Here is a 10,891-nt window from a genome sequence, read left to right as displayed (position 1 = left end):
CCTTGCGACCCCACCCACACCTGGCGCCCCACCCACACTTGGCGACCCCACCCACACCTGGCTCCCCACCCACACCTGGCGACCCGCCCACACCCACCGCGCCAACAGCCCCAGCCCAAAACCCCACTGGCGCACCTGGAACGCCTGATCCGCCTGAATTCGTGATTTGCCGTGATTCAGTTGCTGTGTGCGACCAGCGCTAGTGAAACACCGCCCGGGATACCACGGTCACCTCGAGCGGCACACCGTCTGGAACAACGAGGGTCAGCACGGGTGGGCGCCACCACGAGCGCAGCGTCACCGACGCGCTCTGACCGTCAGCGGATGCCACGCTCGTCACAGTGAGCGCCTCGAACGATCCGTGCGGAACGAGGCGCAGGTACTCGTTCACCGCCGCCGTTACATCGTCCGAACGCAATTGCGGCCGCGGCCCCACCACGCCGAGCTGCACGGCACCGAGGGTGAACGCCTCGGACCCGGCGAGCGACGCCCCATCGGCGAGGCTCAGCAGCCGCTTGTGTTCGAGGTAGAGCGACGTCGCCGACAGGGCCACGAGCACCAGACTCAGGGCCAGAAAGCCATAGAAAATAATGAGCAGCAGGGTGGACCCGTCCTCGTTCGACGCGGTTGGCAGGCGTCTGCTCATCCGAGCCCTCCAAACCGGGACACGATCTGCGTCGACGCCGCCGTCATCGGCACACGTACACTCTGGTTCAGTGCGAGCAGGTCGGGAACCAGCGGCAGTGCAATGTCGATGTGCACCGTGACCGTCACGAGCCCCCGGCGGGTCAGACAACGACTCGCACGACCAGCACACTCGATCTGTACCTCGGCATCGCCCGGGTCGAGACCGTAATCCTCAAGCGCGAACGCGACCGCTCGGCGGGCACGCACCGTCGCCGTGACCTCATCCGGGGACTGCGCGTACACCCGGGCCGCCTGCCGCGCGGCACCCTCCACGGCGAGCGCACCACCCTGCAGGGCCGACAGCGCGAGCACCAAATAGACGAGGGGAACCAGCAGAATCATGCCCGCCGTGATGAACTCGAGCGACGCTGAGCCCGCCTCCCGTCCCCGCAGCATGGCGCGAACGATTCCGCTAATCGAGCGATTCGACCGCAGCATGAGCCACCACCTCCAACCCGCGCGGAGCACCGAGCAATCCCATCAGCGGTAGCGGGGCGATCACTCGCACTTCGACGGTGGGAAACCCAGCACTCGCGCCGTACTGCGCCACGACATTCGTTGCATACGTCGCTCCAATGGCCGTCGTGATCAGATCCCGCGTGCGTTGGGCCCCCGCGGGCAGGCTGCTGTCGGCGAGCGTGGCATAGCGAGCGCCCTCGGCAGCGGCGTCGAGCACGGTGTTGCGAATGTGAAGCGCGAGGGCCAATTGCATGACCATGAGCGTCAGAAAAGTCAGCAATGATGCCACCATGACAAATTCGGCCACGGCGGAACCCGCCTCGTCCCTGAGCCGGTCGAGGTGTCGCCTCCGCTTGCCGAGCTCGTTCATGCGACCCGGTCAGAAACTGCTGACGCGGTCCATGGCCTGTTGGAACACCCCGCTGAGGGCGGGGCCGGCGAGTCCCCAAATGATCAGGACCAAACCAGCCGTCATGAGCGTGATCAGCACCCAGCCGGGCACGTCACCCGTTTCGTCTCGAACCAGACTGTGGAGGCGGAGCATGAATCGGTTCATGGCATTCTCTTTTCTCGTGAGCGTGGACGGTGCAGGGGCAGTGCAGAAAAGCAGGTAGAGCGGAACGTCAAAACCCGGCCTGAAGCACAACGAGCCCGGGGAAGACAGCAAACAGTACGGTCATCGGAAGAATCAAAAAGACGAGCGGCACGAGCATCGCGACTTCTTTCTTGCCGGCCATCTCAAGCAGCGTGCGCTTGGTCTGATCCCGGGAATCCTGCGCTTGCGCCCGCAACACCTCGGCCAGTGGTGACCCCCGATCCAGGGCCCCGGTGACCTGGTCGACGAACCGGGTCACTTCCGGCAACTGGATGCTCCGCGCCAGTGACTGCAACGCCGTCCCGATCGGAACCCCGGTATGCACGTCGGCGATCACACCGGCGAATTCTCTCGACAGCTCCCCCGAACTCGTGTGCGAGACCCGTCGGATCGAATCGAGGATGCCTTCCCCGGCCGACAGCGACAGGGTGAGGAATTCAAGAATGGTCGGCAGCTCGCTGCGCATGCGGGCCAATCGTGCGCTGGCTGCCCGCTGAAGCAGCCAGTCCCGCAGCATAGCGCCGCCGACCGCGGCCACGAACGGCACCACCAGGCGGGCGGGCAGGAGAAGCTCGGGCAGGGCAACGATGGTGATAACCGTTCCGGCAGCAAAGGCCAACAACGCCCAGACGAGTTGCAGCGAGCGAAACTCCTCGACGGTCTTCACCGACCCCGCCTGATTCAGACGCCGCGTAATGGTGTCGCTGCCGCCGAGAAGACTCGACAACCCACGGGTGAGCGCGCCGAACAGCGGCGAGAACAGGCTGCCCAGCACGGGAATCGGGTGCACCGTTCGCCGGGCGACGATGCGGCGTGCTTCCGGGGAAATATCGAGGATGTATGGCACCACCCGATCAATCAGGCGGGGCCGGGTCAGCCGCGGCGTCAGGCTCACGAGCGACCACAACCCCAGGCCGAGGCCGGTTCCGCACAGCACGGCCCAGCCCAGTGCCGCGCTCATTGGCGGCACCACTGCCGTTGAGACTGTTGCGGGGTACCAGTTGGGGTCATGCCTGAATGATGATGCATCCTCGCCGAGCGCGTCAGAGTTATCCACAGGCCGAAATTCACGAGAACCATCGGCGTTCCTCCGGCAGTCGACCGAGGGCGATCATGACGCGGTAGGCGATGACCGACAGGGCGAGGCCGCTCGCGATCACGACGACACCGGCCGGCGAGTTGTAGGCGATGGCCGCTTCGGGGCGCGAGGCGAGCAGAATCAGAATGATCCACGGCGCCGCGACGCCCAGACGGGCCGCGTTCACCACCCACGACTGGCGGGCTTCCACTTCGAGCCGCACCGCGGAATCCTGTCGCAGCCAGGCTGCGAGGCTGCGCAGCACGACCGTGAGGTCGCTGCCGCCGACCTCCCGCGCCATGCGCAGGGTCTCCAGAATGCGATCGGCGACCGGGTCGGCGAGGGAACGTTTGAGCTCATCAACGCAATAGCTGAAATTGCCGGTGGCTCGGTATTCACGCTCGAACTGGGCGAACGCGATGCGCGTTGCGACCGGCCCGGTCTGGGCGAGACTGCTCACGCTATCGGGCAAGGCCAGCCCGGAGCGAAGCGCCGACACCAGATGGTCGACGACGTCGGGCCAGACCGTGCGATTGGCCCTGCGCCGCGCCGCCGCGCGCCACGACACGATCAGCCATGGCACTAGTAGCCCGGCCAGACCAGCGACCGCGCTGAGCGCGAGAACCGCGAAGACTCCGTGTACCAGGGCAGCGGATGCCACACCCACGATCACCGACAGCGCCAGGAACGCCGGCACCGGTACCGACCGCAGCCCGCCCTGAACCAGGCGCACCCGCATCCGCTCGCCGACCCCGGCCCGCTTGGGCGAACCGGCCGGCCACAGGAACGGCGCGAGCACCAGCACAAGCCCGCTCCCGAGCACGCACCCCAACGCGAGAATCATGCGGCCCCCTGCCGCAACACCTGCGCGGGGTCTACGCCGGCAGCACGAAACTTAGCGAGCTTGGTGGGATGCGAACCGGTCGGTTCAAGGTGTCCGTGCGGGGAGAGAAACAGGGGGCTCGCCTCGATGGTCGAGCCCGCCAACTGGCCGCTCGGCGCGATGATCTCGGTGACCCGGCGGCGGCCGTGCCGATCAATCTCGCAGTGCACGACGATATCGATGCAACCGGCCACGGTCGGCAGCACGAACGACGAGTCGATATTACGGCCGGCCAGCAACGGCAGTGTCGAGAGTTTCGCGAGCGCGTCCCGGGCGCTGTTGGCGTGAATTGAGCACATGCCGGGTAAACCACTATTCAGGGCGATCAGCAGGTCCAGGCTTTCCGCCTCGCGCACCTCGCCGACGACCAGCCGGTCGGGCCGCATCCGCAGCGATTCCTTGATCAGTCGGCGCAGGGTGATCTCCCCGGTTCCCTCCAGGCTCGGCTGCCGGCACTGCATGGCGACGACGTCGCGGGCCGACAGATCGAGTTCGAAGGTTTCCTCCACCGTCACGATGCGTTCGCCCGGCCGCGTCGACGAGAGTAGGGCGTTCAGCATCGTCGTTTTGCCGGTCTGGGTGGCGCCGGACACCAAAATGTTCTGGCCTCCCAGCACGCAGATCCGCAGAAAATCGGCCGCCTGCTGGGTGAGCGCGCCGAGCCCGACGAGCTGGTTCAGATCGCGGATGCGCCGCGTGAACTTGCGAATATTCACCGCCCAGTGCTTACGCGTGATGTCGGGAATCACCACGTGCAGCCGGGAACCGTCGGGCAAGGAGGCATCGACGAACGGCGACGACAGGTCGACCCGGCGACCGGAAGCTTGCAGCATCCGCTCGACCAGGTCGCGCACATCCTGCTCGCCCAGCAGGAGCGTGGTCAGCTCGGGTACCCCGTCGCGTGCCACGAACACCCGGGCCGGGCCGTTGATCCAAATTTCTTCGATCTCGGGATCGTCGAGAAACGGCTGCAGCACGCCGAAACCGGTGAGCGCCGCCACGACCTCACGGGTGGCCTGATGCTCGTCGGCGATCATCGGGGCGAGCCCGCCGAGCGCCCGCTCGCTGTAGCGGCGCAGTTCGTCGCGCACGTACTGCTCCACCAACGTGTTGTTGGCTGCAAGGTCCACGCCCTCGCGGCGCACCCGCAGTCGCACTTGCTCTGTAATGATACGAACGGCTTCGGTCATCCCCGAATGATGGCCTCATTTACGATTCTTCGTGCAAGTTCTCCACAGGGCTTGATTCTCGGTGCTCTGAACAGCAAAAATAATCGCAACGGATGCCGCGGCATCCGTTGCGACCACCGGTGGCCGCACCCGCGTTGCCGACTCAGGGTCAGCGGGCCGACCAGCCACCGTCCATCGTGTAGCTCGAACCGGTGACCATGGCGGCGTCGTCGGAGGCAAGCCACGCCACGAGCGAGCCGACCTCGACCGGTTCCACCAGACGCTTGATCGCGCTCTCGGTGAGCATGATCTGGCTGAGCACCTCCGACTCCGGGATGCCGTGCACGAGTGCCTGGTCGGTGATCTGCTTCTCGACCAGCGGCGTGCGCACATAGCCGGGAGCCACACAATTGCTCGTCACCCCGTGCGCGCCACCCTCGAGGGCGGTCACCTTGGACAGGCCCTCAAGCCCGTGCTTGGCCGACACGTAGGCGCTCTTGAACGGCGAGGCGCGAATACCGTGCACCGACGACACGTTGATGATGCGCCCGAAATTCGCCGCGTACATCTGCGGCAGCACGGCCCGAATCAGCAGAAAGGGTGCCTCCAGCATGAGCGTGAGAATGTTGCGAAAATCGGCTGGCTGGAAATCCTGAATCGGGTTGATCCGCTGAATTCCGGCGTTGTTGACCAGAATATCAACGCCGTTCAGAGCGGCGGCGAAAGCGTTGTCGGTGAGGCCGTCGGTATCCATGAGGTTGACGGTCCAGATTGACCCACCGACCTCCTCGGCCAGGGCGGTCGCGCCGACCGTGTCAATGTCGGCAACCACGACGTGCGCGCCGCGGGCGGAGAGGGCCCGAACGACGGCGGCGCCGATTCCGCTCGCACCGCCAGTGACGAGGGCTCGGCGCCCGGCGAGGGGCTGTTCGGCGGTTCGAACGGGCGAAGCGCTGACGCTGACAGCGTCGGTGAGATCAGTCATGATGTTCCTTTGGTTGGCGATCGCTGCACGGGCAGGTCGGCCAGACGCGAGGCACCAACGGTGCCCCGCGTCTTGGACCACGGGCTACTCCGTCGGGCTAGTTCGCTTGGCTGACGGGCTCGAGCCCGTGCTTGCGAGCATCCACGGCATCGACCTCACGCAGCGACACTCCCTTGGTCTCCTTGAGGGTCACCACGGCGACCACCGTGATCGCGCAGGCGATCATGATGTAGATCGCGACGGGGACCCAGGTATTGTATTGCTGCAACAGCGCGGCGGCGATGATCGGCGCCATCGAGCCAGCCAGAATCGAGGTGACCTGGTAGCCGAGCGATACACCCGAGTACCGCATGCGAGTCGGGAACATTTCGCTCATGATGGCGGGCTGGCCCGCGTACATCAGGGCATGGAAGCACAGCCCGACCGTGACGGCGAGAATGATGAGCACCGGGTTCAGGGTGTCGAACATCGGGAACGCAAAGAACGCCCAGGACGCACCGAGTACGGCGCCGGCGAGGTACACGGGCTTGCGGCCCACGCGGTCTGAGAGCCGACCGACCTGCGGAATCACGATGAAGTGCACGACGTGGGCGATCAGCAGAGCGATCAGCAGCTGGCCAGTGTCGTATTCGTGCACTGTTTTCAGGTACACGATCGAGAAGCTCACGATGATGTAGTACAGAATGTTTTCGGCGAAACGCAGGCCCATGGCACCGAGGATGCCCTTGGGGTACTTGCGCACAACCTCGAGCACGCCGTAGTTGACGGCCTTCTCGGCCTCAACCTGGGCGCGCGCCTCGAGAAAGATCGGGGCTTCACTGACGTGGGTGCGAATGTAATACCCGATCACGACGATGATCGCGGAGAGCCAGAACGCCACACGCCAGCCCCAGCTGAGGAACTGCTCGGGCGGAAGAATCCAGGTCATGGTGAGCAGCACGATCGTGGCGAGCAGGTTACCCACCGGAACGGCGGCTTGAGGCCAGCTCGACCAGAATCCTCGGGACTGGTTCGGGCTGTGCTCGGCGACGAGGAGAACCGCGCCACCCCACTCGCCACCGACGGCGAAGCCCTGAATGAAGCGCAGGGCCACGAGCAGCGCGGGAGCCCAGTAGCCGATGGTGTCGAAGCCGGGCAGGCATCCCATCAGGAAGGTGGCGGCACCGACCATGATGATCGTCACCTGCAGGGTGTGCTTGCGGCCGAGTTTGTCACCGATCTGACCGAACACGATGCCACCGAGCGGCCGGGCGATGAACCCCACCGCGTAGGTGAGGAAGGCGGCAATGATGCCGTCGAGTTCACTGCCGGCGTTCGGGAAGAAGACCGTGCCGAAGACCAGGCTTGCGGCGGTGGCGTACAAAAAAAACTCGTACCATTCCACGACCGTTCCCACCATGGAGGCGGCGACGATCTTCTTCAAGCCGGATTTTTCGGTTTCGCTTTCGGCGTTTCGCGTGGCCGTGACGGAACCGGCAGCCCCAACGCGTTGGTTGACACTCATTGTCTGTCTCCTTTGTGTCGTCGATGACACGTCGTTGGCCTGAGGATTGCGGAAGAGTTCGGTCGCAGCAACGAAAGCACGACTTGACTGAGTATTCACGCACGACGAGCGGGCAACAAGAACCAAAACGACAGAGCGCGTGTGCATAATTGCAGATATGACCTTTCCGCTGGCTGGCACCGCCCCCCATCCCGATGATCTGCTCATCTTTCTGGCCGTCGCCCGCACCGGCCGGTTCACGACCGCGGCGGAGAGCCTCGGACTCAACCACACCACCGTGTCGCGGCGTATTACCGCGCTCGAAAAAGCCCTCGACGGTCGCCTGCTGGCCCGCGCCGTAGGTGGGTGGGAGCTGACCGAACTCGGGGAACGTGCCCGAACCGCCGCGGAGGGCGTGGAATCCGCCGTCACTCTGCTGCGCAGTTCCGACGCTGAGGCCCTGCAGCTCTCCGGCGTGGTGCGCATGTCGGCGACGGACGGTTTCAGCGCCTACATCGCCGCCCCCGCTATCGCCGCCCTTCAGCGACAGCATCCGCTGTTGCGGGTTGAAATCGTCACCGTCACCCGACGCGCCCTTCAGCACCGTTCGGGGCTGGACATCGAAGTCGTCGTGGGTGAGCCGCAGGTGCACCGGGCGGAGTCGATTCTGCTCGGCTATTACAACCTGGGAATGTACGCCTCCCGTCACTATCTACAGACGAACGGAACGCCGAAAACCATTGCCGAGCTGACCGAGCATCCGCTCGTCTATTTTGTGGATTCCATGCTTCAGGTCGACGACCTCGATGCACCCCGACGACTGGTGCCGCAGATGCGGGAGTCGCTGAGTTCCACCAACGTATTCGTGCACGTAGAAGGCACCCGGGCCGGCGCCGGAATCGGTTTTCTACCCTGTTTCATGGCAGATCAACACGCCGACCTGGTGCGCCTGCTGCCGCAGGATTTTCAGGAGCGCCTGCCGTACTGGATGGTCCTGCGTACCGATTCGTTGCGGCTGCCGGCCGTGGCGGCGCTCGTGGCTGCGCTCCGTGCCCAAATGAAGTCCTATGCGGCCGCGCTGCTCGGTCACGACACCCTCGGAGTCACTGCCAGTACAGAGCCAGCCAACTAGACTAAGACCACACCCGCGGGAGTGGTGGAATTGGCAGACACGCAGGATTTAGGTTCCTGTGCTTTCGAGCGTGGGGGTTCAAGTCCCCTCTCCCGCACATGGTCCAGATTTCAGCACTCGACGGTCAGTTAAACGACGTTCTCTCACACACGGGCGCCGTGTTGTTCTACCTGCTTGTTTGGGGCCTGGTCTTCGCCGGTACGGCACTTTTTCTGGGTGTGTTCATTCCGTTCATCACCGGTGACTCGCTGCTGTTCGGCTCCGGACTGGTGGCCGCCTCCACGGGCAATATCAACGTTGTGATTCTGGTCATCGGCACCGGAATCGCGGCATTCCTCGGCGACCAGGTTGGTTTTCTACTCGGGCGTCACTACGGGCGCGGATATTTGGAACGGCACGGCGGCGGGCGCACCCGGGCCGCGATCATCAAGACCGAATCGTTCTACCGAAAATTCGGCTGGTGGTCGGTGGTCATCGCCCGGTTCATGCCGTGGGCTCGGGTGTTCGTTCCGGTCGTCGCCGGTGTTGGTCGCATGAACTACTATAAGTTTCTTTCGAGCAACCTGCTGGGTGCGTTGTCCTGGGGCGTGGGGCTCACGCTCATCGGCTACTACGCTGCGACAATCCCCGGCGTCAAGAGTGCGGCCTACATTATCGCGGGCGTACTCATCACGGCCTCGATTGTGGTGGGGTATCGAACCTGGCGCATCGACCGGACACAGCGGCGAACGGATGCCGCCGCTCAGGATCGCGAAATCAGCACCACAATCGGCTGACTCCGCCCCGTTTCAGGGGGTCGTAGCCGGGTAATTTCTCACCATTAGGCGATACCCTGTGTCTCGGCATCCGCCGTCGTTACCCGAACGTCTGCCCACCGCCGACTGGAGTTCACCCGCGTGATTCACACCGCTCTGATTCCCTGGCTCGATCCGACACACATCATTGAGTCGGCTGGTCCGTGGGCGCTGCTCGTCGTCTGCGCGATCGTCTTCGCCGAGACCGGCCTGTTGGTCGGGTTTTTGCTGCCGGGCGATACCCTGCTGATCATCACGGGACTGCTCGCGTTTCCGGCGGCCGGCGTCATCCGGATCGATATCTGGTGGGTCGCCCTCGCCATCGGGTTCGCCGCCTTCCTCGGCGGTGAGGTCGGCTATCTGATCGGCCACAAGTTCGGTCCCCGCGTCTTTGAGCAAAAGGAATCCGGTCTGTTCAGCATCAAGAATGTGGATCGCACCAATGCGTTTTTTGTACGGTTCGGCGGGGTTGCCGTCATCGTCGCCCGGTTCGTGCCGATCGTTCGTACCTTTGCACCCGTCGCCGCCGGTGTCGGCCACATGGACTACCGCAAATACACCCTGTACAACCTGATCGGTGCCTTGCTCTGGGGCACCGGCCTGACCTTCGGCGGGTACTTCCTTGGTTACATTCCGCCGGTGGCCGATTTCGTCACGAAGTACATCGACATGATTCTGCTCGGCGCGGTCGTCGTCACCCTTATTCCCACGGTGTATCACTACGTGCAGTCGGTCGTGAAGGCCCGTCGGCTGCGCGGCCAGCCCACCACCGCGACGGGCAGCCACCTGCTCGACCCCGAAACGTTCAAGACCAACCACACCGGTCGCCACGAGGTCTGATCACTTCAGCGGTGCTGATGGTCTTCGTGTTCGGCGTGTTCGGCCGGTTCCAGCTGGAAGGTCGAATGGGCGACGTCGAAGTGCACGGAGAGACATCCCGACAGCTCGTCGAGAAGGGCGTCGGTTCCGGAAGCGAGCACTGTCGGCTCGACGACGATGTGGGCGGTGAACACGTGGGCGCCGCTCGTGATTGCCCAGACGTGCACGTCGTGCACGTCGACGACGCCAGACGTTCCGAGCAGGTGGCGGCGAATCTCGCTCACGTCGGTGTCGGCCGGCGTTGACTGGCTGAACACCCGCACAACGTCGCGCAGCAAGAAGTAGGCACGCGGCACGATCATTCCGGCGATGCCGAGCGAGGCGATGGCATCCGCTTGGGCAAAGCCGGTGGTCAGAATAATCATGGCGGCAACGATGACGGCGACCGATCCCAGAGCATCGCCGAGCACCTCCAGGTAGGCGCCGCGCATGTTGATGGACCCAGCAGCGGCGGGGCGCAGCAACACCAGTGCGGCCACGTTGGCAGCAAGTCCGATGATGGCGACGAGGAGCATCGGGGTGCCTAGGACCGCTGTGTCGCTCGGGCTGATGAGCCGGGTGATGGCCAGGATGGCGACTACACCGGCCACGCCGATCAGGATCAGCCCATTGATGAGCGCGCCGAACACTTCGGCGCGCGCAAAGCCAAAAGTGGCGCGGTCGGTGGCCGGCCGTGGCGCGCCCCCCCGGGGGGGGCCGGGGGCGGGGGGCGCCGCCCCCACCGCCCGCCAAATAAAGGGCGCGGGG

13 protein-coding genes and 1 tRNA gene are annotated in these 10,891 nt (G+C 64.7%); 4 read left to right on the top strand and 10 right to left on the bottom strand.

The window, feature by feature from the left end; all coding sequences use genetic code 11:
• Positions 1-199: 199 nt before the first annotated feature.
• From LH475_RS11280 to LH475_RS11240, 9 genes are all read right to left on the bottom strand, one after another.
• Positions 200-646: a pilus assembly protein TadG-related protein gene (locus tag LH475_RS11280; RefSeq protein ID WP_196844502.1), complete on the bottom strand. Its 447-nt coding sequence runs from the start codon at positions 644-646 to the stop codon at positions 200-202.
• Positions 643-1,125: a hypothetical protein gene (locus LH475_RS11275; protein WP_297414084.1), complete on the bottom strand. Its 483-nt coding sequence runs from the start codon at positions 1,123-1,125 to the stop codon at positions 643-645. Before LH475_RS11275 ends, LH475_RS11280 begins: the two co-directional genes overlap by 4 nt.
• The gene (locus tag LH475_RS11270; protein ID WP_196844503.1) at positions 1,100-1,516 is read right to left on the bottom strand and encodes a TadE family protein; all 417 of its coding nucleotides are present in this window, start codon (positions 1,514-1,516) and stop codon (positions 1,100-1,102) included. Before LH475_RS11270 ends, LH475_RS11275 begins: the two co-directional genes overlap by 26 nt.
• Before the next feature lie 9 nt (positions 1,517-1,525).
• Positions 1,526-1,702: a hypothetical protein gene (locus LH475_RS11265; RefSeq protein WP_196844504.1), complete on the bottom strand. Its 177-nt coding sequence runs from the start codon at positions 1,700-1,702 to the stop codon at positions 1,526-1,528.
• A 67-nt stretch (positions 1,703-1,769) separates the two neighbouring features.
• Positions 1,770-2,702 carry a type II secretion system F family protein gene (locus LH475_RS11260; RefSeq protein ID WP_297414081.1) on the bottom strand — a complete coding sequence of 311 codons (933 nt, stop codon included), beginning with the start codon at positions 2,700-2,702 and terminating at the stop codon, positions 1,770-1,772.
• A 106-nt stretch (positions 2,703-2,808) separates the two neighbouring features.
• Positions 2,809-3,663 (bottom strand): type II secretion system F family protein, encoded by an 855-nt coding sequence (locus LH475_RS11255; protein ID WP_196844538.1) that lies wholly within the window; start codon positions 3,661-3,663, stop codon positions 2,809-2,811.
• The gene (locus LH475_RS11250) at positions 3,660-4,892 is read right to left on the bottom strand and encodes an ATPase, T2SS/T4P/T4SS family (RefSeq protein ID WP_196844539.1); all 1,233 of its coding nucleotides are present in this window, start codon (positions 4,890-4,892) and stop codon (positions 3,660-3,662) included. Before LH475_RS11250 ends, LH475_RS11255 begins: the two co-directional genes overlap by 4 nt.
• Before the next feature lie 148 nt (positions 4,893-5,040).
• Positions 5,041-5,856, bottom strand: coding sequence for a 3-hydroxybutyrate dehydrogenase (locus LH475_RS11245; RefSeq protein ID WP_297414077.1), 816 nt, complete (start codon positions 5,854-5,856; stop codon positions 5,041-5,043).
• A gap of 97 nt (positions 5,857-5,953) precedes the next feature.
• Complete coding sequence (locus LH475_RS11240; protein WP_196844541.1) at positions 5,954-7,360, bottom strand: MFS transporter; 1,407 nt, start codon at positions 7,358-7,360, stop codon at positions 5,954-5,956.
• Positions 7,361-7,517: 157 nt separating this feature from the next.
• Here LH475_RS11240 and LH475_RS11235 point away from each other — a divergent pair, with 157 nt between their 5' ends.
• From LH475_RS11235 to LH475_RS11220, 4 genes are all read left to right on the top strand, one after another.
• On the top strand, positions 7,518-8,471 hold the full coding sequence (locus LH475_RS11235) for a LysR family transcriptional regulator (RefSeq protein ID WP_297414075.1): 954 nt from the start codon (positions 7,518-7,520) through the stop codon (positions 8,469-8,471).
• 15 nt (positions 8,472-8,486) lie between these two features.
• Positions 8,487-8,568, top strand: a tRNA-Leu gene (locus LH475_RS11230).
• A gap of 1 nt (position 8,569) precedes the next feature.
• Entirely contained in the window at positions 8,570-9,247 is a 678-nt protein-coding gene (locus tag LH475_RS11225; RefSeq protein ID WP_297414073.1) for a DedA family protein, read from the top strand.
• A gap of 123 nt (positions 9,248-9,370) precedes the next feature.
• Complete coding sequence (locus LH475_RS11220; RefSeq protein WP_297414086.1) at positions 9,371-10,105, top strand: VTT domain-containing protein; 735 nt, start codon at positions 9,371-9,373, stop codon at positions 10,103-10,105.
• A 5-nt stretch (positions 10,106-10,110) separates the two neighbouring features.
• On the opposite strand, the gene LH475_RS11215 is transcribed toward LH475_RS11220, so the two are convergent.
• A partial coding sequence (locus LH475_RS11215; RefSeq protein WP_297414071.1) for a cation diffusion facilitator family transporter occupies positions 10,111-10,891 on the bottom strand: 781 nt, incomplete at its 5' end.

The organism is Cryobacterium sp. (assembly GCF_026786305.1).
GTDB lineage: Bacteria > Actinomycetota > Actinomycetes > Actinomycetales > Microbacteriaceae > Cryobacterium.
Note: the sequence above shows the minus strand (reverse complement) of the source record. Positions and strands in the feature narration are given on the sequence as shown.

What these genes read in the sequence shown, in the direction of transcription:
- LH475_RS11225 (WP_297414073.1), top strand. Translation starts at nt 8,570, where the DNA reads ATGGTCCAGATTTCAGCACTCGACGGTCAGTTAAACGACGTTCTCTCA.
- LH475_RS11245 (WP_297414077.1), bottom strand. Translation starts at nt 5,856, where the DNA reads ATGACTGATCTCACCGACGCTGTCAGCGTCAGCGCTTCGCCCGTTCGA.
- LH475_RS11255 (WP_196844538.1), bottom strand. Translation starts at nt 3,663, where the DNA reads ATGATTCTCGCGTTGGGGTGCGTGCTCGGGAGCGGGCTTGTGCTGGTG.
- LH475_RS11270 (WP_196844503.1), bottom strand. Translation starts at nt 1,516, where the DNA reads ATGAACGAGCTCGGCAAGCGGAGGCGACACCTCGACCGGCTCAGGGAC.
- LH475_RS11240 (WP_196844541.1), bottom strand. Translation starts at nt 7,360, where the DNA reads ATGAGTGTCAACCAACGCGTTGGGGCTGCCGGTTCCGTCACGGCCACG.
- LH475_RS11280 (WP_196844502.1), bottom strand. Translation starts at nt 646, where the DNA reads ATGAGCAGACGCCTGCCAACCGCGTCGAACGAGGACGGGTCCACCCTG.
- LH475_RS11235 (WP_297414075.1), top strand. Translation starts at nt 7,518, where the DNA reads ATGACCTTTCCGCTGGCTGGCACCGCCCCCCATCCCGATGATCTGCTC.
- LH475_RS11265 (WP_196844504.1), bottom strand. Translation starts at nt 1,702, where the DNA reads ATGAACCGATTCATGCTCCGCCTCCACAGTCTGGTTCGAGACGAAACG.
- LH475_RS11250 (WP_196844539.1), bottom strand. Translation starts at nt 4,892, where the DNA reads ATGACCGAAGCCGTTCGTATCATTACAGAGCAAGTGCGACTGCGGGTG.
- LH475_RS11275 (WP_297414084.1), bottom strand. Translation starts at nt 1,125, where the DNA reads ATGCTGCGGTCGAATCGCTCGATTAGCGGAATCGTTCGCGCCATGCTG.
- LH475_RS11260 (WP_297414081.1), bottom strand. Translation starts at nt 2,702, where the DNA reads ATGAGCGCGGCACTGGGCTGGGCCGTGCTGTGCGGAACCGGCCTCGGC.